The sequence below is a fragment of the Streptomyces sp. NPDC042002 genome (assembly GCF_055588305.1).
Map to the genome: position 1 here is coordinate 1 of NZ_JBVJCT010000053.1, position 21,436 is coordinate 21,436.

Annotated in this window: 18 protein-coding genes; 4 read left to right on the forward strand and 14 right to left on the reverse strand. The window is 72.1% G+C overall.

Features of this window, described 5'->3' with window-relative positions:
- Positions 1-560: 560 nt before the first annotated feature.
- The 7 genes from pheT to infC all read right to left on the reverse strand — a co-directional run bounded on the left by pheT (position 561) and on the right by infC (position 8,135).
- Positions 561-3,065, reverse strand: a complete 2,505-nt coding sequence (gene pheT, locus ACZ6KY_RS39075; RefSeq protein WP_469315016.1) for a phenylalanine--tRNA ligase subunit beta — start codon at positions 3,063-3,065, stop codon at positions 561-563.
- Positions 3,065-4,192, reverse strand: a complete 1,128-nt coding sequence (gene pheS / locus ACZ6KY_RS39080) for a phenylalanine--tRNA ligase subunit alpha (RefSeq protein WP_469315017.1) — start codon at positions 4,190-4,192, stop codon at positions 3,065-3,067. Before pheS ends, pheT begins: the two co-directional genes overlap by 1 nt.
- A gap of 182 nt (positions 4,193-4,374) precedes the next feature.
- Complete coding sequence (locus ACZ6KY_RS39085) at positions 4,375-5,547, reverse strand: sensor histidine kinase (RefSeq protein ID WP_469315018.1); 1,173 nt, start codon at positions 5,545-5,547, stop codon at positions 4,375-4,377.
- Positions 5,548-5,600: 53 nt separating this feature from the next.
- Positions 5,601-6,461 (reverse strand): TrmH family RNA methyltransferase, encoded by an 861-nt coding sequence (locus ACZ6KY_RS39090; protein WP_469315019.1) that lies wholly within the window; start codon positions 6,459-6,461, stop codon positions 5,601-5,603.
- A 134-nt stretch (positions 6,462-6,595) separates the two neighbouring features.
- Positions 6,596-6,979: a 50S ribosomal protein L20 gene (rplT, locus tag ACZ6KY_RS39095; protein WP_469315020.1), complete on the reverse strand. Its 384-nt coding sequence runs from the start codon at positions 6,977-6,979 to the stop codon at positions 6,596-6,598.
- Positions 6,980-7,072: 93 nt separating this feature from the next.
- Positions 7,073-7,267: a 50S ribosomal protein L35 gene (rpmI, locus tag ACZ6KY_RS39100; protein WP_006374321.1), complete on the reverse strand. Its 195-nt coding sequence runs from the start codon at positions 7,265-7,267 to the stop codon at positions 7,073-7,075.
- 106 nt (positions 7,268-7,373) lie between these two features.
- Positions 7,374-8,135, reverse strand: a complete 762-nt coding sequence (infC, locus tag ACZ6KY_RS39105) for a translation initiation factor IF-3 (protein ID WP_469315052.1) — start codon at positions 8,133-8,135, stop codon at positions 7,374-7,376.
- 437 nt (positions 8,136-8,572) lie between these two features.
- Here infC and ACZ6KY_RS39110 point away from each other — a divergent pair, with 437 nt between their 5' ends.
- Positions 8,573-8,929 (forward strand): DUF1844 domain-containing protein, encoded by a 357-nt coding sequence (locus ACZ6KY_RS39110; RefSeq protein ID WP_261702877.1) that lies wholly within the window; start codon positions 8,573-8,575, stop codon positions 8,927-8,929.
- A gap of 54 nt (positions 8,930-8,983) precedes the next feature.
- On the opposite strand, the gene ACZ6KY_RS39115 is transcribed toward ACZ6KY_RS39110, so the two are convergent.
- On the reverse strand, positions 8,984-9,715 hold the full coding sequence (locus tag ACZ6KY_RS39115; RefSeq protein ID WP_469315021.1) for an SseB family protein: 732 nt from the start codon (positions 9,713-9,715) through the stop codon (positions 8,984-8,986).
- Between the two features lie 149 nt (positions 9,716-9,864).
- Here ACZ6KY_RS39115 and ACZ6KY_RS39120 point away from each other — a divergent pair, with 149 nt between their 5' ends.
- On the forward strand, positions 9,865-10,839 hold the full coding sequence (locus tag ACZ6KY_RS39120) for a serine hydrolase (protein WP_469315022.1): 975 nt from the start codon (positions 9,865-9,867) through the stop codon (positions 10,837-10,839).
- A gap of 98 nt (positions 10,840-10,937) precedes the next feature.
- Here the strand turns inward: ACZ6KY_RS39120 and mycP are convergent, their stop codons facing one another.
- Complete coding sequence (mycP, locus tag ACZ6KY_RS39125; RefSeq protein WP_469315023.1) at positions 10,938-12,386, reverse strand: type VII secretion-associated serine protease mycosin; 1,449 nt, start codon at positions 12,384-12,386, stop codon at positions 10,938-10,940.
- On the reverse strand, positions 12,383-13,201 hold the full coding sequence (locus ACZ6KY_RS39130) for a hypothetical protein (protein ID WP_469315053.1): 819 nt from the start codon (positions 13,199-13,201) through the stop codon (positions 12,383-12,385). The genes mycP and ACZ6KY_RS39130 overlap by 4 nt, the downstream gene beginning before the upstream one ends.
- Positions 13,202-13,898: 697 nt before the next feature.
- On the opposite strand from ACZ6KY_RS39130, the gene ACZ6KY_RS39135 reads away from it, so the two are divergent.
- Together ACZ6KY_RS39135 and ACZ6KY_RS39140 are read left to right on the forward strand one after the other, a co-directional pair.
- Positions 13,899-15,071, forward strand: a complete 1,173-nt coding sequence (locus tag ACZ6KY_RS39135) for a hypothetical protein (RefSeq protein ID WP_469315024.1) — start codon at positions 13,899-13,901, stop codon at positions 15,069-15,071.
- A gap of 437 nt (positions 15,072-15,508) precedes the next feature.
- Positions 15,509-16,711: an amino acid deaminase/aldolase gene (locus tag ACZ6KY_RS39140; RefSeq protein ID WP_469315025.1), complete on the forward strand. Its 1,203-nt coding sequence runs from the start codon at positions 15,509-15,511 to the stop codon at positions 16,709-16,711.
- Between the two features lie 78 nt (positions 16,712-16,789).
- On the opposite strand, the gene ACZ6KY_RS39145 is transcribed toward ACZ6KY_RS39140, so the two are convergent.
- The 4 genes from ACZ6KY_RS39145 to ACZ6KY_RS39160 all read right to left on the reverse strand — a co-directional run bounded on the left by ACZ6KY_RS39145 (position 16,790) and on the right by ACZ6KY_RS39160 (position 21,372).
- Positions 16,790-17,692 carry a DUF2510 domain-containing protein gene (locus tag ACZ6KY_RS39145; protein WP_469315026.1) on the reverse strand — a complete coding sequence of 301 codons (903 nt, stop codon included), beginning with the start codon at positions 17,690-17,692 and terminating at the stop codon, positions 16,790-16,792.
- A 97-nt stretch (positions 17,693-17,789) separates the two neighbouring features.
- Positions 17,790-18,581 (reverse strand): 3-oxoacyl-ACP reductase, encoded by a 792-nt coding sequence (locus ACZ6KY_RS39150; protein ID WP_469315027.1) that lies wholly within the window; start codon positions 18,579-18,581, stop codon positions 17,790-17,792.
- Entirely contained in the window at positions 18,578-19,993 is a 1,416-nt protein-coding gene (locus ACZ6KY_RS39155; protein WP_469315028.1) for an aldehyde dehydrogenase family protein, read from the reverse strand. Before ACZ6KY_RS39155 ends, ACZ6KY_RS39150 begins: the two co-directional genes overlap by 4 nt.
- Before the next feature lie 8 nt (positions 19,994-20,001).
- Positions 20,002-21,372, reverse strand: coding sequence for a glutamine synthetase family protein (locus tag ACZ6KY_RS39160; protein ID WP_469315029.1), 1,371 nt, complete (start codon positions 21,370-21,372; stop codon positions 20,002-20,004).
- Between the last annotated feature and the right edge of the window lie 64 nt (positions 21,373-21,436).

Below are 21,436 nucleotides of genomic sequence, written 5' to 3' on the forward strand. Positions count from 1 at the left end.
CCCCCCCCCCCCCCCCCCCCCCCCCCCCCCCCCCCCCCCCCCCCCCCCCCCCCCCCCCCCCCCCCCCCCCCCCCCCCCCCCCCCCCCCCCCCCGGACCCGGTGGCCGAGGCCGCCGCGTATGCCGCCTCCGCACCCCTCACGGGTGAACCCGATACGGGGTCTGCGACCGCGCACCGCGCGGGCGAATCCGGCCCTCAGCCGGTCACGCCGACGCCGCGGCCCGAGGACCGCCCTGGCCGGGTTCCGCGAATGCGTCCGGAGTGTCGCCCTGTGGGGAGCCCCGGTCTTGATACGGATCATGCCGATTGGCCCCCCAATGGCACTGACAGCGCAGACGGGCCTCGGAGAGACCGGTCCGATTCTGTCGACCGCCCGACCATGCCGGGACGTCCTCCCGGACATGTCACCCGAATGAGTGAGGTGTCTTCGGACACGCGCATTTATGCAGGCAGGAGCCGGGGGAACCCCTGGAAACGGGAGCGGGGAACCGCGCGCCCGGCCACGAACGATCCGCGGCCACCGAACGGCGCACAGTTCCCCGGCACGACCGGTGGAGTTCCTAGGCTCCGCGCAACACCGCTCCCGTGCGCTCGGCGGCCAGCGCCACCGCCGCGTCGCGTGCCGCGGAGGCCTCGTCGACGGTCAGCGTGCGGTCGGCGGCACGGAACCGCAGCGCGTAGGCGAGGGACTTCTTGTCCTCGCCGAGCTGCTCGCTCTCGTACTCGTCGAACAGCCGGATGGACTCCAGGAGTTCACCCGCGCCCTCGTGCAGCGCCGCCTCGACGTCCGTGTGCGGGACGGTCTTGTCGACGACCAGCGCGACATCCTGCGTGGCGACCGGGAAGGTCGAGATCTTCGGGCCCTTGGGGTGGCCCGAGCTCGCCCGCTCCAGCGCGTCCAGGTCCAGCTCCATCGCGCAGGTGCGCGCGGGCAGGCCGAGCGTCTTCAGGAAACCGGGGTGCAGCTCACCGGCGTACCCGATGACCTGCTCCGCGCCGTCCACGACGACCGCGAGTTCGGCGCAGCGGCCCGGGTGCCACGGCCCGTACTGGCCGGAGCGGACGAGGAGTTCGGTCCCCGACTCGCGGGCCAGGGTGCGCGCGGCCTCGATCGCGTCGGCCCAGTCGGCCGGGCGGCCCTTGCCCCACCAGCCGGCCTGCTCGCGGGCGCCCGCGAGGACGACGGCGGCGTGCCGGGGCTGGACGGGAAGCGCGGCCGTCAGGGACGCGATCTCCTCGTCGGTGGGACGGCGGTCGACGGGCAGCCGCCCGGCGACGCGCAGTTCCTCCCGCGGGTGGAAGACCAGGCCGGTCTCGAAGAGCGCCAGGTCGTGGCTGCCGCGCCCGTCGTTGCGGCGCAGGGCGTGCAGCAGGCCCGGCAGCAGCGTCGTACGGAGCGCGGGCTCCTCGTCGGAGAGCGGGTTGACCAGCTTGACGAGCCTGCGCTTCGGATCGTCGTCGGCCAGGCCGAGCTGGTCGAGGACCTGCTCGCCCATGAACGGGTAGTTCAGCGCCTCGACGTATCCCGCGCCGGCCAGCGCGCGGCCGATCCGGCGGTGCAGCCGCTGCCGGTCGGTCAGGCCGAGGCCCGCCGGGGGCTTGGGCAGCGTGGAGGGCAGGTTCTCGTAGCCCTCCAGCCGGATGACCTCTTCCGCGAGGTCGTTCGGGTCCGTCAGGTCGGGCCGCCAGGACGGCACGGTGACGATCAGCTCGTCCTGCCCGTAGACGTCGCAGCCGACCTGCTGGAGGCGGCGGACGACGGTCTCGCGGCCGTAGTCGACACCGGCCACCTTGTCCGGGTGGTTCGCCGGGATGGTGATGGTGTGCGGCGCGGACGGCGCGATCACCTCGGTGACCCCGGCGTCGGCGGTGCCGCCCGCGAGGAGCACGAGCAGGTCGACGGTCCGCTGGGCCGCAGCGGACGCGGCCTCGGGGTCGACACCGCGCTCGAAGCGCTTGGACGCCTCGGAGGCCAGCTTGTGGCGGCGGGCCGTGCGGGCGATCGAGATCGCGTCGAAGTGCGCGGCCTCGATGACGACCTCGGTGGTGGTGCCCTCGGTGTCGTCGATCTCCGTGTTGGCGCCGCCCATGACACCCGCGAGACCGATGGGGCCGCGGTCGTCGGTGATCACCAGGTCCCCGGCGTCCAGCGTGCGCTTGACGCCGTCGAGGGTGGTGAGCTTCTCGCCCTGCTCGGCCCGGCGCACGCCGATGGTGCCCTGGACGCGGGCACGGTCGTACGCGTGGAGGGGCTGACCGAGTTCCAGCATCACGTAGTTGGTGATGTCGACGGCGAGCGAGACCGGGCGCATGCCCGCCTTCTGGAGGCGGCGCCGCAGCCAGATCGGGGACTGGGCGTCGGGGTCGAGGCCGGTCACCGTACGGGCGGTGAAGCGGTCGCAGCCCATCGGGTCGGAGACCCGCACCGGGTAGCCGAACGCGTTCGGGGCCGGGACGTCGAGCAGCGCGGGGTCGCGCAGCGGCAGGCCGTACGCGATGGCCGCCTCGCGGGCCACGCCGCGCAGGGACAGGGCGTAACCGCGGTCGGGCGTGACGGCGATGTCGAGGACCTCGTCGACGAGCTGGAGCAGCTCGATCGCGTCGGTGCCGGGCTCCATCTCCGGCGGCAGCACGATGATGCCGCCGCTGCCGTCGTCGCCCATGCCCAGCTCGTCGCCGGAGCAGATCATGCCGTGCGAGGTCTTGCCGTACGTCTTGCGCGCGGCGATCGCGAAGTCGCCGGGCAGTACCGCGCCGGGCAGGACCACGACGACCTTGTCACCGACGGCGAAGTTGCGTGCGCCGCAGACGATCTCCTGGGGCTCACCCGTGCCGTTGGCCGTACCCACGTCGACGGTGCAGAAGCGGATGGGCTTCTTGAACTCCGTCAGTTCCTCGATGGTGAGCACCTGGCCGACGACCAGGGGGCCCTTGAGGCCGGCGCCGAGCTGCTCGACGCTCTCGACCTCAAGACCTGCCGAAATGAGCCTGGCCTGGACGTCGCGTCCGGTCTCCGTCGCCGGCAGGTCGACGTACTCCCGCAGCCAAGAAAGCGGGACCCGCATCAGATCTCCATCCCGAACGGCCGGGTGAACCGGACGTCACCCTCGACCATGTCTCGCATGTCTTCTACGTTGTGACGGAACATCAGCATCCGCTCGATGCCGAACCCGAAGGCGAATCCGCTGTACTTCTCCGGGTCGACACCACAGGCGACCAGCACCCGCGGGTTGACCATGCCGCAGCCGCCGAGCTCGATCCAGCCCTCGGAGGAGCAGGTCCGGCAGGGGCGGTCGGGGTTGCCGACGGACTCGCCCTTGCAGACGTAGCAGAGCATGTCCATCTCGGCGGACGGCTCGGTGAAGGGGAAGTAGTTCGGGCGCAGCCGGGTCTTCATGTCCGAGCCGAAGAGCGACTGGACCATGTGGTCCAGGGTGCCCTTGAGGTCGGCCATGGTCAGGCCCTCGTCGACGGCCAGCAGCTCGATCTGGTGGAAGACCGGGGTGTGCGTGGCGTCGAGCTCGTCCGTGCGGTATACGCGGCCGGGGCACACGACGTAGACGGGCGGCTCGCGGTCGAGCAGTGCGCGGGCCTGCACCGGCGAGGTGTGGGTGCGCAGCACGACACCGGACTCGTCGCCGTCAGTGCCCTTGGGGCCCTGGACGAAGAAGGTGTCCTGCATCTGCCGGGCGGGGTGGTCGGGCGTGAAGTTGAGGGCGTCGAAGTTGAACCACTCCGCCTCGACCTCGGGGCCCTCGGCGACCTCGTATCCCATGGACACGAAGACGTCCGAGACCCGCTCCATCATGGTGGTCAGCGGGTGCCGGGCGCCGGCCGGTACGCGGTCGTAGGGCAGTGTGACGTCCACCGCCTCCTCGACCAGTACGCGGGCGTCACGGTCGGCCTCCAGCTCGGTCTGGCGGGCGGCGAGGGCCTTGTTCACGGCGCCGCGGGCCTGGCCGACGAGCTTGCCGGCCGCGGCCTTGGCCTGCGGGGGCAGCGCGCCGATCTCGCGGTTGGCGAGGGCCAGCGGAGAGGTGCCGCCGGTGTGGGCGACCTTGGCCTCCTGGAGCGCGTCGAGGTCACCGGCGGCCGCGAAGGCCGCGAGCGCCTCGTCCCGCATGCGCTCGATCTCTTCCGGTTTCAAGGCCTCGACCTCTACAGGGTCGTACGACTTATTAGGTGCCGACATCTCTTCCCGTGCTTCCGGTTGGCTGGCTGAGGGTCCCCGTCATCGACTCGGAGACGCATCGTCCGCAGATGAGTGGACGCAAAGGTGCCAAAGGCCGAGTCTAACGGGGGTGGGGGCCTGCCCAGGACTGGGCGTCCTCGCGGTGCTCCCGTGCGGATGAGCCCGTGGGGGCCGCTGCGGCGTTACAGGAGATACGCCGGGGTGCCCACGGGCAACGTAAATCGGAACTCCGCTCCCCCGCCGGGGGCGCGGCCGACCGTGATGGTGCCGCCGTGGGCCTCGACGATGCCCTTGACGATGTAGAGCCCGAGGCCGGTGCCACCGCGCTTGCTGCCCCGCCAGAAGCGGGTGAAGACGCGGTTCATGGACTCCTCCGGGATTCCGGTTCCCTCGTCGCTCACGGTGACCGACGTGACGGCGTTCGCCGTGCCCTCGTCGTCCCGCTCACGCGGGGAGGCCGAGGGTGCCACGTCAATGGTGACGGTTCCCTCGCCGTGGCGCACCGCATTTTCGATCAGGTTGCTGAGCACCTGGTCGACCTTGTCTGGGTCGGCCCACAGGGCGGGCAGGGGCTGCTCGATGCGGAGCAGGAAGCGGTCGGCGGGCTGGCCCGAGGCGACGTACGCCTGGATGTGCCGGCCGACCGCGGCGCCGATGTCGACGGGCTGGCGGCGCAGTTCGAGGCGCCCTGAGTCGATGCGGGAGATGTCGAGGAGCTCGGCGATGAGCCGGGTGACGCGGTTGGCGTCGGCGTCGACGGTCTCCAGCATCAGTTTCTTCTGGTCGTCGGTGAAGCGTTCCCACTTGGCGAGCAGGGTCGCCGTGAAGCCCTTGACGGAGGTGAGCGGCGAGCGCAGTTCGTGGGCGACCGTGGCGATCAGCTCGGCGTGGCTGCGCTCGGTGCGGCGCCGGGCCTCGGTGTCGCGCAGGCAGACGACGACCCGGCGGACGGGTCCGGTGGGCCTGGTGCGCACATAGCGGGCGGAGACGAGGACCTCACGGCCGCCGGGGAGCAGCAGGTTCCGCTCGGGCTGGCTGTTGCGGATCGCGAGACCGCCGTACGGGTCGGTCAGCTGCCACCAGCGGCGGCCTTCCAGGTCTTCCAGGGGGAGCGCCGATTCGAGCCGGCGGCCGAGGGCCTCGGCGGCGGGGACCGCGGTGATCCGGGCGGCGGCGGCGTTGAAGCAGATGACCCGGCCGTCCTCGTCGGCGACGACGATCCCGTCGGGCAGGTCGTCGGGGTCTATCCCCAGACCGGGACCGGCTCCGGCGGTGTCATCGTGCCGGGACGCGGGCGTGCCGCGCACGTCTCGTGCTCGCAGCGCGCTCTGGGCACCGCCCGTGCCGACACTCATCCCCGTACCCCACCTCTCGTCTGGCGCAGAGGGCCCCCGAGCCCGTCACCCTACTAGCTGCCGGTGACGGAGCGGCACCCTGTGGAGGCGCGCTGTGCACGGGCGGACGCGTAGAGACATACGGCCGCGGCCGTGGCCAGGTTCAGGCTCTCGGCCTTTCCGTGGATCGGAACGCGCACGACGGCGTCGGCCAGCGCGCGGGTCTCCTCCGGAAGCCCCCAGGCCTCGTTGCCGAACACCCAGGCCGTGGGGCCGCCCATGGTCCCCTTGTCGAGTTCGTCGTCGAGGTCGTCCTCGCCCGCGCCGTCGGCGGCGAGGATGCGGACGCCCGCGTCCTTGAGTCCCGCCACGGCCTGCTCGACGGGCACGCCGACGGCGACGGGCAGATGGAACAGGGATCCGACGGAGGCCCGTACGGCCTTGGGGTTGTAGAGGTCGACGGACGCGTCGGTGAGGACGACGGCGTCGGCGCCCGCGGCGTCGGCGCAGCGCAGCACGGTGCCGGCGTTCCCGGGGTCGCGGACGTGTGCGAGGACGGCGACGAGCTTGGGGCCTGCCTTGAGGATCTCCTCGAACGGGGTGTCGAGGAAGCGGCAGATCCCGACGACACCCTGCGGGGTGACGGTCGTGGAGATGTCGGCGATGACCTGCTCCTCGGCGAGGTGCACACGCGCGCCGGCCTGGCGGGCGTCGCCGATGATGTCGGCGTAGCGCTCCGCGGCGTCCACCGTGGCGAACAGTTCCACGAGGGTGGCGGCGTCGTCGGCGCGGTGCGCGGCGGCCTCCCGGACGGCCTGCGGCCCCTCGGCGAGGAACAGCCGGTCCTTGCCCCGGAAGTTCCGCCTGGCGAGCCGTCGGGCGGCCAGGACACGCGGCGAGCGCGGGGAGATCAGCTCGGGGGCGGCGGGGGGCATGGGGTCACCTTCACGTTGCACGGGGAAGTTGCTGCCGCACGGGGACGCGGAACTTGCTGTCGCACGGAATGCGACGGACCCGCAGGCGAGAACCTGCGGGTCCGGTCACGTCCGGCGATATGCCAGCGTCGGTGTCACGCGGCCTTCGGCGCGTTGACGTCCGACGGCAGCGCCTTCTTCGCGACCTCGACGAGGGCGGCGAACGCGTTGGCGTCGTTGACGGCCAGCTCCGCGAGGATCTTGCGGTCCACCTCGATGTTGGCGGCGTTCAGACCCTGGATGAGGCGGTTGTACGTCATGCCGTTCTGGCGGGCCGCAGCGTTGATGCGCTGGATCCACAGCCGACGGAAGTCGCCCTTGCGCTTCTTGCGGTCGTTGTAGTTGTAGACCAGGGAGTGGGTGACCTGCTCCTTGGCCTTGCGGTACAGGCGCGAACGCTGGCCGCGGTAGCCCTTGGCCGCCTCGAGGATCGCCCGGCGCTTCTTGTGTGCGTTTACTGCCCGCTTGACGCGTGCCACTTTTAACTCCTTGTAGCGGGGCCGTGGTTGGACTCACACGACCCGAAATCGATGGGGTCCCGGATCAGACGTGCGGCGCTGGGCGCCGGTACGTCACTTGCCGAGAAGCTTCTTGATCTTCGCGGCGTCGCCCGGGGCCATCTCGGCGGTGCCGGTGAGACGACGCGTCACGCGGGACGACTTGTGCTCGAGCAGGTGGCGCTTGCCGGCACGCTCACGGAGCACCTTGCCGGAGCCGGTGATCTTGAAGCGCTTGCTGGCACCGCTGTGCGACTTGTTCTTCGGCATAGCGCCGTTCTCTCCTCGTCAGTGGCGTTCCGGTGCCCGGTCGCTGGACCGGGCACGGTGGAACGTCATATGTATCGATTGACATCCCGGGGCGGCAGCCCTGGGATCAGGCCTCGGCTGATGCCTCGGCCGGGGCCTCGACGGACTCGACCTCAGCGGATTCGGCCTCGGTGGACTCGTCTTCGATGAGCTCGTCATCGATGAGCTCGTCATCGGTGACCTCACCGTCGGCGATGTCATCGTCGGCGGCGTTCTGCGAGCGACCCGGGTTGGCCTTCGCTTCCGCCTTGCGAGCCGCCTGAGCCTCACGGGCTTCGGCCATCGCCTCGGTCTTCTTCTTGTGCGGACCGAGAACCATGATCATGTTTCGGCCGTCCTGCTTCGGGTTCGACTCGATGAACCCGAGATCCTCGACGTCCGTGGCGAGACGCTGCAGCAGTCGGTAGCCGAGCTCCGGCCTGGACTGCTCGCGACCACGGAACATGATCGTGATCTTGACCTTGTCGCCCTGCTTGAGGAACCGGACGACGTGACCCTTTTTGGTGTCGTAGTCGTGCGGGTCGATCTTCGGCCGGAGCTTCATTTCCTTGATGACCGTGTGCGCCTGGTTCTTGCGCGCCTCACGGGCCTTCATGGCCGACTCGTACTTGAACTTCCCGTAGTCCATGAGCTTGCAGACGGGCGGGCGAGCGCTCGCCGCCACCTCGACCAGGTCGAGGTCGTACTCCTGAGCAAGCTCAAGGGCCTTGGCAAGCGGAACAATCCCGACCTGCTCGCCGCTGGGACCGACAAGTCGCACTTCGGGAACGCGAATCCGGTCGTTGATGCGGGGCTCGGTGCTGATGGATCCTCCTCGGTAGCACCACACGGCGGTCTGGCGGACAGCCGCGTATGTCTCTGATGACATGTGGACCAACCACCGCAGGGCATGAAAAATGCCCCGGACGGGACACAGGCGGGGCTCCATGAATAACCGGAGCACCGCCGCGGTCAACCGCGGGGCGCGCATTCGGACGACTCCATCGTCCGTACGGAACGATGGCGGCCGCCTGACCGGATGACCCGCCGTCCCTGGAGACAGTCGGGTGGGAGATCGGAGCCTCCACTTGTGGGCCGGGCACAACGTGTCCGGCCGGTCGTTACACAAGGTTAGCAGTTCCGCCGGGTACGCGCTAACCGGCGGCCTCCTCGCCGTCTCCCGCCTGGCGGAACCGCCCGGCGGAAACTCCGGCGGAGAGCGCCCGCAGACCCGGCGGAAGACTCCCGCGGACGGGGGCGCGCGCGCCGGGGCCTATCGTGTGAGGCATGAGTGACACCCCTCCCCAGAACCCCGACTACGACACCATGACCCGCGACATCGCCGAGGTCCCCGCGGTCGAGGTCATCGTGACGGTCGCCGTGAACCTGATGAGCGCCGCCGCCGTGAAGCTCGGTCTCACCGAGGAGGGCGACGCGTACAAGGACCTGGACGAGGCGCGCAAGCTGGTCACCGCGCTCGCCGGGCTGCTCGACGCGAGCGCGACGGAGATCAGTTCCTTCCACGCGGCACCGCTGCGCGACGGCCTGAAGTCGCTCCAACTCGCCTTCCGCGAGGCCTCGCTCGTCCCCGACGAGCCGGGCCAGGGCCCCGGCGAGAAGTACACGGGCCCCGTCTACGGCTGACCCGATCCGTACGTCGTACGGACACGGACCCTGTCCGCGCCCGTACCCGCGTACCTACCCGCGTACGTACAGGGGCTCGCCCGGAGGCGTCGCCTCGGCCGGCAGAAGTGCCAGGTCGAGGCCGCGCACCAGGCGGGCCCTCAGTGTTTCGTCGGCCGCGAGCCGCCGGGCCACCGCGCGGGCGGTCTCGGCGGGGGCGGCCGACGCGTCGAGCACGAGGGCGAGGGTGCCGTCCGCGGGACCGGGGCCGAGATGGGCGCGGACCACCAGGGGCTCGGCGGCGACCGCGGCCCGTACCGCCTCGACCACGGCGGGATCGGCGAGCGGGTCGGCGGTCGTACGTCCCTCGGCGAGCGCCAGCAGCGCGGAACCCGTGAGCTCGTAGGACACGGGTCCGGCCAGGTCCAGCACGATCGTGTCGGCCTTCTCGTGCGCCGCGGCCTCCAGGACCTGATTCAGGCGTGCGGCGACGGGGCGGGCCTCGGGGTCCCAGCGGGCCAGCGAGTCCGTGGACGTGAAGGCGGGCAGGGCCGTGCGGTTCCCGGCCTTGAGCGTGGGCACCGCCATGTCGCTGGTCTTCTCGCGGCGCAGCCCGTTCTCGTCCTCCTCGACCTCGCCGAGAATCGCCACGACGGGCACGAGCAGCCGGGCACCCGTGAGTGCCTCCAGGACCGGCGGTACGGCGGTGCGGTCCGCGGACCACGCGGCGAGCGCAGCGCTCAGCCGGGGGTCGGCGGAACCGTCGTCGTCGGGGAAGCCGGGGTCGGGAATGTTCTTGTTCGCCACGGTCCCCGACCCTATCGGGGGGATGCTGCTGCGCTTGTGCGGCCCCTGAAACCCGGAGTTGACGGAACTCATGAGTTTCTCAGTGTCCCCTGACACACCTCTAACACGCGTCTAACCGCGGACACAGCCCAGCCGTCCAGCATCGCCGAATGGACCGTCACAGAGCACGCGGGCGTCGCGCCCGGCCCTCCCGACGCAAGCCTCTTCTCTACACCGCCGTGGCCTCGGTCGTCCTCGTCGGCGCCACGGCGGCCGGGACGGTGTACATGAAGGCGCAGGCGCACGACGGCCCGGCCGTCGTATCGTCGTCGGCGTCGGCGTCGGCGTCGGCGTCGCCCTCTTCGTCGCCGGCCGTGAGCGAGGAGGCATCGGTGGAACCCGTGGCGGAGCCCTCCGTGGACCGGGACGCGCTGCTGGCGAAGGCACTGAGGTCGGTGACGGTGCCGGAGGGTGCGAAGACATCGGTCGCCGTCCTCGACGTCGACTCCGGTGAGAGCGCCGCCTACGGTGACAGCGCCTTCGACACCGCGAGCATCGTCAAGGTGAACATCCTGGCCACGCTGCTCCTCCAGGCGCAGGACGCGGACCGCCGTCTCACCGCGCGGGAGAGGACGTACGCCACGTCGATGATCGAGAACAGCGACAACGCGGCGGCGACCGCGTTGTGGGCAGCGATCGGCCGGGCCGACGGCCTGGACACCGCGAACAAGCGCTTCGGCCTGAAGGACACGGAGGGCGGCGACGGCGAGTTGTGGGGGCTGACCCAGACCACGGCGAGCGACCAACTGACCTTGCTGAGCCAGGTGTTCGGGGACGACTCGGAACTCAGCAAGACCTCCCGGTCCTACCTCCAGGGACTCATGGCCGAGATCGAGACCGACCAGCGGTGGGGGGTGTCGGCCGCGGCCGACGGTTCCCGATGGGCCCTGAAGAACGGGTGGTTGGCGCGCAGCACGACCGGGCTGTGGGACATCAACAGCATCGGGCGGATCTCGGCCGACGGCCACGACTACCTGGTGGCGACGCTGTCGAACGGGAACTCCACGCAGGCGAAGGGCATTTCACTGGTGGAAGCGGTGTCGAAGGCCGCGTTGTCCGCGTTCCAGGACACGGCTGAGGACTGAGAGCGCCGGCTCAGGGAGTTCGGCGTACCGGGGAGCGCGGGGGCGCGCCGCGAACGGCGTTCGCGTCTCCGCCGTGACCGACCGGACAGGTCAAGGTCCTAGGGCCGGCCGAACGGGTGCGGGTTTCTGCGACCGCGCCACAAAAACACCGCCGCCCCGAGCAGGGCGAGACCCAGGGCACCCGCGAGGGGACCGGCCCAGTCCGCCGAACTGCCGCCGTTGTCCGGGGTGTCGGGGCCCGTGCCGAAGTACTTCTGGCCGTACGCCGCCGACTTGAGGCCCTGCGGTTTGAGCCGGCCGGCCGCCTTGATGGCGGCGGCGGGGTCGATGAAACCGAAGCCGCGGGAGTCGTCGCGGCCCCCGGAGGGAACGCTGCGGGCGGTGTCCTCCAGCAACTGCTTGATCTGGGCCGGGGACAGCCCCGGGTGGGCGGCCTTGATGAGCGCGACCGCGCCGGAGACGAACGCGGACGCCGCGCTGGTGCCCCAGCCCTCGTAGTACCGGTCGTCCGGGTCGGCGATGACGACATCGACGCCCGGAGCGCTGACGGTGGCGTACCAGCGGCGGGTGGAGAAGGCGGCGTGCGTTCCGTAGCGGTCTACGGCGGTCGCCGCGATCACGCCGGGATAGGCGGCGGGGTACGAGATGTGGTCGCCCTTCTCCCCGCCGTTGCCGGCCGAGGCGACGACGACGGCACCCTTCTTCAGCGCGTACTGGACGGCTTCGTCCTCGGCGGGCTCGGGGTGGGCGGACTTGGAGTCGTCGCCGAGCGAGAGGTTGATGACGTCGGCGCCGTGGTCGGCGGCCCAACGGATGCCCTCGGCGAGCGCGTTGCCACGGGTGTTACGGGCCTTGGAGCGCGCCGGGTCCTTGTCTTCGAGGATGACGCGGACGGGCAGGATCTTCGCCTCCGGGGCGATGCCCATGACGCCGTCGGCGTGACCCGCCCCGTGGCCGTGCCCGGCGATGATGCCCGCCATGGCGGTGCCGTGCCGGGCCCAGGCCCGGTCACCGCGGCTCGCGCCGAAACCGACCATGTCCTTGTCGGCGAGCACATTGCCCGCGAGGTCCGGGTGCCGGGAGTCGACGCCGGTGTCGAGAACGGCGACGGTGATGCCCTTGCCCTTGGTCGTACGCCACGCCTGCTGCGTGTGCATCGCGTCGAGGCCCCACTGCTGGGCCCGTATGCCGTCGGCGTGCGCGGCGGTCGAGGGCACCAGGGCGAGGGAGGCGGCGAGGACGGCCGCGAGGGCGCCGGACCTGCGGGAAAGCCGGGGCCCACGACCGGCCAGGGCCGCGCGGAGGCGCCGGGCGAAGTCGGCGGCTGGGGCAGCGGCGGCGAGCGGAGGATCGAGCGCGAGGTCCTCAACGCGACCCGCCGGAACGCCGCCGGGTCGGGCCGCGCTGAGCCGGTCCGGCACCGGGGTCCGGCCGGCCGGGGCGCTCTCCGCGGCCGCGGTCGTCGCTCCGGGCGCGTTGGACATACCGATCGTGCCGGTCTGCTGAATACGGCCGGCCTGGTCGGCGGGGTCGGCGTTGCGGGTCATGACGGCTTCTCCGTGGCCGAGGTGACGGTCTTGCGGAGGCCTCGCTCGACCCGGTCGGCGAGGCCCTGTGCCTCATAGCCGAGGCCCGCCTGGGCCGCGGCCGTGGTCGAGTCCGGCTTCATCGCGTCGGCCGCGGGCTGCGGGGTGGCGACCGCGCGCCCGTCGGCGAACCCGGAGACCGCGTACACGACGACGGGGGCGTCCGTGAGGACCGACTCGGTCCAGGAGGCGCGCTGGGTCTTGCCGAAGCCCTCGGCGGCGGTGCCCTTCGCCGCGTAGGGGCGGGGCAGCAGGTCGGTGCGCCGCTCCAGGCCCTCCTTGCGGAAGCGGGCCTTCAAGGAGGTCATGCCCGCCGCGTCCGCCTTCGCGAACAGCAGGCCGACGGTGGTGACATGGCTCCGGGTCGCGTCCACGTAGGTGGCACGCAGCAGCCGCAGGCAGCCGACGGGAGCGAGGGCCTGGCGCAACAGCGGGTCGAAGGCGTCCTTGCAGCCGGCGTCCGGGGCGACGGCGATCCGTGTCCAGGTGCGGTCGGAGCCGCCGGGGCCCGCTCCGTCGCCGCGCACGGTCGGCGGGAAGAGCCGGTCCACGGGCACGCTGTGCCAGAGTTCTCCGGCCGCCGCGAAGGCGCCGGGCGAACCGGGTCCGTCCGTGTTGTCGCCGGTGAGCCAACTCCCGGTGACCGCACCGCCGATGAGCCCGAGTCCGAGAACGACACAGGCAGCGGCGGCCACGGTACGGGGCCGGGCCCGCCCACGGAGCGGACGCGCCCGCGCGGTGTCACCGTCGTACGTCTCGGGCTCCCCGAACGACACGAAGGGGCGCTCCACACCCGGAGCTCCCTCGGCGGGCGCTGCCGGCGCGGACGCGGGTGCGGCGGCGGGCACAGCGGGCTGCTCGCCCCGCCCGGCCGGCAACCCCCGGCCGGCCTCCGCGAGCCGCTCCCCGAAAACGGGCACCTGCCCCGCCACTCCGGCCCGCGTGGACGCAGCGACCTCGGACGGACGCAGGGACTCGGTGAGACGTGGGGGCTGGGACGGGTACGAGGGGTCGAAGGCACGCGGGGGCTCGGAGGACCGCGAGGACTCGGGGCGCGGAGGTTCGAAGGACCGCGAAGACTCGGTGGAGCGCGGAGGTTCGAAGGCGCCCCGAGGCTCGGACGGGCGCTGCGGCGCGGCGGGGTGCGACAGCCGGGCGGGGCGCTGCCCAGGGCGCTGCGTCCCGCCGGGCCGTGACGGTCCGGCGGCGTGTGGCGCCGCATCGGGGCGCGCCGGCTCGGCGGACGCGGGCGGCGCGTCCGGGAAGCGGGCGGAGGCCGCGGGGGGCGGCGGGGCCGACGACTCCGGCCGCGCCTCGGGGGGCAGCTGGGGGTAGCGCCGGGAGGCGGATGCGGGACCCTGCGGAGCGGCGTCCGGCGCGGAGCGCTCCGAGGCCGCCGACGGCGGGGCCGGGCGCTCCGAGAGGGGTGCCGCGGAGCCGTACGAGACGGTTTCCGACGTCCTGCGCGGTGCGGTGGACGGCGTCACCGGGAGCTGCGCGCCGGACGGTGAGGTATCGGTCGTCGTTCCGGACGCGCCTGCCCCCGCCCCGGCGGACGAGGCGGACCACGGTCTACCGGGCGAGACGGACGCCGGCGCGGCAGGCGAGGCAGATCCCGGAGCACCGGGCGAAACGGACCGCGACGCACTGGACGCGGCTGGCCCGGGCACGCCGGACGAGGCGGACGCGGCCCTGCCGGAGGAGGCAGGCCTCGGCGTGCCCGCCGAGGCAGATCCCGGCGTACCGCGCGAAGCCGACCCCCGCGCACCGGTCGAGGCGGCCCCGGTCGCACCGGACGCGGCAGACCCCGGCGCGGCAGACGCGGAGAACCTCGACGCACCAGGCACGGCTGACCCCGGCACGCCGGACGTCGCCCTGCCGGACGAGGCAGGCCCCGTGGCACCGGGCGCCGCAGATCCCGGCCCACCGCGCGAAGCCGACCCCTCCACGCCGGACGAGGCACTCCCCGGCACACCGGGCGCCGCAGATCCCGGCCTGCCGGGCGAAGCCGACTCCCGCACACCCGTCGGGACTGACCCCCGCGCGGCAGACGCGGAGAACCTCGGCGCACCGGGCACGGCTGACCCCGGCGTGCCGGGCGAGGTGTCCCCCGGCATGCTGGACGTCGGTCTGCCGGAAGGCGCGGGCGTTGACGTATCCGAGGAAGCGGGCCCCTGCTCGGAAGGTGAAGCGGACCTTGAGCCGTTCGTCGTACCCGACGTTTCGTCCGCTTCGGTCGACATGTCGAAGAAGTCGAAGGAACGCGGCGGCGAAGGCACCCCCGAGGCCCGTACGGGTCCTGGCCCGGACGTCGGCGCGGAACCGTCGCCGGAAGATCCGAACCCGCCTCCGACCGAGGACCGTCCGCCCGGCGAACCGGGCCACTCCGGCGTCGACGGCGGCCCGACAGGCTGGGGCGGCACCGACGGAGCCGCCCCCCGGGGCTGGCTCGCGGGGCGCGGCGGGACCGCCGGAGCGCGGTCGGAAGCGGCTTGCCCGGACACGGACGGGGACCCCAGCGTGATCGGCGGGGGATCCTCGGCCGACCAGTCCTCCCCGCCCGACAGGGCCGGCTCGGGCGACCGAAGCGGCTTCGAGGAAGTCGGTCCGTCGAACGAAGTCGTCCGAGCGGACCAGGCCGCCTGAGCCGGAGGAACCGACGGAACCGGGGGAGTCAACGGAACTGGAGGAGTCGCCGGAGCCGGAGGAACCGGCGGAACCCGAGGCGGTGGGGGCTGGGAAACCGGCGGGGTCCCGGCAGATGAAGGGGTGGGGCGCTGGGGATTCGAGGCACGCCGCGCTTCCGTACTCATGCACCCCCCGTTTCCTCGTACCGGGCTGTCGGCCGCCCCAGAACTCGGCGAGCCGTTTCGTATGCGCGCAAGAGGTTCGCCACGGGCACGCATACCCGCACCGGTGGACCGTCACCCCGGGCAGGGCCCGCCGGGGCAAGGTCGTTCCTCCCTGCGTCCGCGTCACTCTACGGGTTGACGCGCGTCCGGAGGGAACCAGTACGAGGCGCCGGGGCATCTGCCCGGAACGTCCCCCTACCCTGCGGTAATCGAGTCTGGCAGTCTTCGCTCATGACTGCCCGTGCCGCCGACAGGGCCCGCTATGACCGGGCCACCGCTCACCTCGACGCCCCCGTCGCGATCGTGGACCTGGATGCCTTCGACGCGAACGCGGACGACCTCGTCCGCCGGGCCGGCGGCAAGCCGATCCGTGTCGCCAGTAAGTCCGTCCGCTGCCGCACCCTCCTGGAACGCGTCCTGGACCGGGACGGCTTCGCGGGGATCATGTCCTTCACCCTCGCCGAGTCGATCTGGCTGGCCAGGTCCGGTTTCGACGACGTCCTGCTCGCCTATCCGTCGGCCGACCGCAAGGGCTACGCCGAGCTGACGGCCGACCCCAAGCTCGCCGCCGCGGTGACCGTCATGGTCGACGACCCGGCGCAGCTCCGTCTCATAGACGAGGCACGCCAGGGTGGCACCGAGGTCGTGCGGGTCTGCCTGGAACTGGACACCTCGCTCAAGCTGTTCGGCGGCCGGGTCCGGGTCGGAGCGCTGCGTTCGCCGCTGCACTCCCCCGCCCAGGTGGCCGACATGGCCCGTGCCATCGGACGCGCCCCCGGGTTCAAACTGGTGGGGATCATGGCGTACGAGGGTCACATCGCCGGCGTCGGCGACTCGATCTCGGGACGGCCGCTGCGCTCGCGTGCCGTACGGCTGATGCAGGCCACCGCCCGCAAGGAGCTCGCCGAGCGGCGCGCGGAGGTCGTCCGGGCGGTCCGGGCCGTGGAGCCGGACCTCGAATTCGTCAACGGCGGCGGCACCGGCAGCGTGCAGCACACGGCCGCCGAGGACGCGGTCACCGAGATCGCGGCCGGGTCGGGGCTCTACGTGCCGAGGCTCTTCGACAACTACACGTCCTTCAGCGGACGCCCGGCCGCGCTGTTCGCCCAGCCCGTCGTGCGCCGGCCGGGCGTGGGTGTGGTGACCGTGCTGGGCGGCGGATACCCCGCCTCCGGGGCCGCGGGCGCGGACCGGCTGCCCGTCCCGTATCTGCCGGAGGGGCTGTCGTACGACCCCCAGGAGGGTCCCGGCGAGGTGCAGACCCCGCTGCTCGGCTCCCCGGCGGACGATCTGCTCATCGGCGACAAGGTGTGGTTCCGGCACGCGAAGGCCGGCGAGCTGTGCGAGCGGTTCGACACGCTCCACCTCGTCGAGGGCGACACGGTCACGGCCACCGTCCCGACCTATCGCGGAGAGGGCCACACCTTCCTCTGATGCTGAGGGACGGCCCGCTCCTCGTGGCCGGGGAGCCGGGTGGCCGGGACGCCGGTCACCCGGACGGGTGGTCACCGTTCACTTGGACGGGCCGATGCTGCTGCCCACACCGCCGCCCGCGTCCTTCTCGCCGACCGACCGGATCCCCTCGGTGATCCGGTCCATGTCGGACAGCGGCGGCCCGTCGGCGCCGGCGTCGAAGGCGAAGCGGACGATGACCAGGGACTGCGAGCCCACACTGGACGGGAAGGCCAGCGACTCGACGTAACCCCCGGGCCCCACACCGGTCTTGACCTTCCAGCGCACGAGGTATCCGGCGCGCCCGGCGACGGCGACCGAGCCGGACTTCACCAGTCGGTGGGAGGTGACGCCCCGGAAGGGGCGACTGCCGACGGCGTCGTGGCCGTACGTGCTGTCGGCGGCGTCCTTGATGTCCCCCTCGGCGAGGGCCCTCGGGGACGTGACGTCGGTGGCCGTGGCCGTGCGTGAGACGACCCGGCCGTGCCGGCACAGGCCGGGGTCGCCCGGACAGTCGTAGGTGCCCGGGGTCGTCAGCACCGTGTCGTGGTCGACGACGTACTGCGGCCGTGCCCAGCCGTCGAGGACCGGAAAGGTGATGCCGTCGAGTTCGTCCGTGACGACGGACGGGTCGCCGGCCGATGACGGGGACGGACCGTCGGTCTCCGTGGGAGACGCGGCGGCCGGCGTGGTCTGTGTCGCGGCCTCGCCGCCGCTGTCGTCGTGGCGCAGCAGCACGGCGCCCGTGACGATCGCGGCGACGAGGACGACGGCGGCCGTCCCGAGCGCGACGGCCCTGGCCCGGCCGGAGCCGCCACCGCTGGGCGACCGGTCCTGTATGAGGGGCTGTTGGGAGACCTCGGGCTGACGCCGGTGGTCGGTCCACGCGGCCCCGTCCCACCAGCGCTCGACGAGCGGGTACGACGGGTCGCGGTACCAGCCGGGCGGAGGCGTCATGCTCATCCCGGCACTCTAGGACGTGCCGGGACGAGCGGTACACGGGGTCCGCGAGGTCGGACACGACCGGGCCTCCCGCCCGCGGACCGTACCCGTGGCCGGCCTACAGGGGCGTCACGTACGCGCCCGAAATGCCGCCGTCCACCAGGAAGTCGGTGGCGTTCACGAAGGAGGAGTCGTCGCTGGCGAGGAACGCGACGGCCGCCGCGATCTCGTCCGGCTCGGCGAACCGCCCCAGCGGGATGTGCACCAGCCGGCGCGCGGCCCGCTCGGGGTCCTTCGCGAACAGCTCTTGCAGAAGCGGGGTGTTGACCGGGCCGGGGCACAGGGCGTTGACCCGGATGCCCTCCCGGGCGAACTGGACGCCCAGTTCACGGGACATGGCCAGTACACCGCCCTTGGAGGCCGTGTACGAGATCTGGGAGGTCGCCGCGCCCATCCGGGCCACGAAGGAGGCCGTGTTGATGATGGAGCCCCTGCCCTGGCGGCGCATGTAGGGGATGGCGGACTTGCAGCACAGGTAGACGGAGGTGAGGTTGACCTCCTGGACGCGCTTCCATGCCTCCAGGCCCGTGTCCAGGATGGAGTCGTCGTCCGGCGGCGAGATGCCCGCGTTGTTGAAGGCGATGTCGACCGAGCCGTAGGTGTCGTACGCCGTCCTGAAGAGCGTCTCGACCTGCTCGGGGTCGGTCACGTCGACCTTGACGAAGGTCCCGTCGACCTCCTCGGCCACGGCCTTGCCGTGCTGCTCGTCGATGTCGCCGCAGACGACGTGGGCGCCCTCGGAGGCGAGCCGGCGCGCGGTGGCGAGGCCGATGCCGCTGGCGGCGCCGGTGATCACGGCGGTGCGGCCGACCAGGCGGCGGCAGATGGTCTCAGGGGTGTCTGAAGTCACTGTGCGGGACCCTCCGTGCTGATGAAGACGTTCTTGGTCTCGGTGAAGGCGGTGAGGGCGTCCGGGCCGAGTTCGCGGCCGATTCCCGACTGCTTGAAGCCGCCGAAGGGGGTCCAATAGCGGACGCTGGAGTGGGAGTTGACGGACAGGTTGCCGGCCCGGACGGCCTGGGAGACGCGCAGGGCGCGGCCGACGTCGCAGGTCCAGATGGAGCCGGACAGGCCGTAGTCGGTGGCGTTGGCGAGCCGGATCGCGTCGGCCTCGTCCTCGAAGGGCAGCACGACGGCGACGGGGCCGAACACCTCCTCGACGGCCACGCGCGCGTCGGGCTCGACGCCGGTGAGGACGGTGGGCGCGAACCAGAAGCCGGGGCCCTCGGGGGCCTTGCCCCGGATACCGGGCCCGTCGGCGTCGACGTAGGCCCGTACGCGCTCCAGTTGGGCCCTGGAGATCAGCGGGCCCATCTGGGTCCGCTCGTCGGACGGGTCGCCGACGACGACCGACTCGACGGCCGGGGCGAGGAGTTCGAGGAAGCGGTCGTGGACGGACCGCTGGACGAGGATGCGGGTGCGGGCGCAGCAGTCCTGGCCGGAGTTGTCGAGGAAGGACATCGGGGCGGCTGCCGCGGCGGCCTCGATGTCGGCGTCGGCGAAGACGATGTTGGGGCTCTTGCCGCCGAGTTCGAGGGTGACGCGCTTGAGGAGGGCGGAGCCCTTCGCCAGCACCTGTTTGCCCACGGCCGTCGACCCGGTGAAGACGATCTTCGCGACGCCGGGGTGTTCGACGAGTGCGGCCCCCGCGACGGGACCCGCGCCGGGCAGCACCTGGAAGAGGTGTTCGGGCAGGCCCGCCTCCAGGGCGAGTTCGGCCAGCCGCAGTGCCGTCAGCGGGGTCGTCTCGGCGGGTTTGAGGATGACGGCGTTGCCCGCGGCGAGCGCCGGTGCGGTGCCCCAGGCGGCGATGGGCAGCGGGAAGTTCCAGGGGGCGATGACCCCGACGACGCCGAGCGGTTCGAGGAGGGTGATGTCGAGGCCGCCCGCGACCGGGATCTGGCGGCCGGTCAGCCGTTCCACTCCCCCGGCCGCGTAGTCGAGCAGATCACGGACGTTGCCCGCCTCCCAGCGGGCGTTGCCGAGGGTGTGGCCGGCCTCGCGGACCTCCAGACGGGCCAGCTCCTCGATGTGGCCGTCGACGACGGCCGCGAAGCGGCGCAGCAGCCGGGCACGGTCGCCCGGCGCGAGGGCGGCCCAGCGGACCTGCGCCTTCGCGGCCCGTACGACGGCGTCCCCCACGTCCTGGGCGGTGGCTGCCGGGACGGTGGCGACGACCTCCTCGGTGGCGGGGTTCAGTACCTGGAGTTCGTGGTCGTACGGGGGTGAGGTGTACAGGTGCGAGGTGTACGGGTGCGACAAGGGGGTCCTCACAGGCGTTCGAAGGAGCGGCGCAGCTCCCAGTCGGTCACCGCGGCGTCGAAGGCCTCCAGCTCGACGCGCGCCATGTTGCGGTAGTGCTCGACCACCTCGTCGCCGAAGGCGGCTCGGGCGATGGCACTGTTCTCCCAGAGCTCGGCGGCCTCGCGCAGCGTGGTGGGGACGTGCGCGTACGCGGAGGTGTAGGCGTTGCCGGAGCACGCCTCGGGCAGTTCCAGCTTCTGCTCGATGCCGTACAGGCCGGCCGCGACGAGGCCGGCGACGGCCAGGTGCGGGTTGACGTCACCGCCGGGCAGCCGGTTCTCGAAGCGCGTCGAGCGGCCGTGGCCGACCACGCGGAGCGAGCAGGTGCGGTTGTCGTACCCCCAGGCCACGGCGGTGGGCGCGAAGGAGCCGGGCTGGAAGCGCTTGTACGAGTTGATGTTGGGCGCGTAGAGGAGCGAGAAGTCGCGCAGGGCGGCCAGTTGTCCGGCGAGGAAGTGACGCATGACCTCCGACATGCCGCCCGGGTCCTGGGCGGAGCCGGCCATCACGTTGGTGCCGTCGGCGTCGGCGAGCGAGAGGTGGATGTGGCAGGAGTTGCCCTCGCGCTCGTTGTACTTCGCCATGAAGGTGAGCGAGACGCCCTCCTGGGAGGCGATCTCCTTGGCACCGGTCTTGTAGACGGCGTGCTGGTCGCAGGTGACCAGGGCCTCGTCGTACTTGAAGGCGATCTCGTGCTGGCCGGGGTTGCACTCGCCCTTGGCGGACTCGACGGTGAGGCCCGCGGCCTGCATCTCGTTGCGGATGCGGCGCAGCAGGGGCTCGACGCGTCCGGTCCCGAGGACCGAGTAGTCGATGTTGTACTGGTTGGCCGGGGTGAGTCCGCGGTAGCCGGTGTCCCAGGCCTGCTCGTAGGTGTCCTTGAAGACGATGAACTCCAGCTCGGTGCCGACCTGGGCGGTGTAACCGAGCTGGGCGAGGCGTTCGAGCTGGCGGCGCAGGATCTGGCGGGGCGCGGCCACCACCGGGGAGCCGTCGTTCCAGGCGAGGTCGGCGATGAGCAGGGCGGTGCCCTCGTTCCAGGGGATGCGCCGCAGGGTGCCGAGGTCGGGGTGCATGGCGAAGTCGCCGTAGCCCCGGTCCCAGGAGGACATGGCGTATCCGTCGACGGTGTTCATGTCGGTGTCGACGGCGAGGAGGTAGTTGCAGCCCTCCGTACCGTGTTCCAGGACCTCGTCGAGGAAGAAGCGCGCGGCGAACCGCTTGCCCTGGAGCCGCCCCTGCATGTCGGGGAAGGCCAGGACGACCGTGTCGATGTCACCGGCCTCGACGAGACGGCGCAGTTCTTCGACGGAGAGCGGGGGTGTGCGGTCTGCCACCGGAAAAGCCTCCTTGGGTCAGCCGAGAGCCATAAGGTATTGCGGAGAACCATTGCTTGGGAAG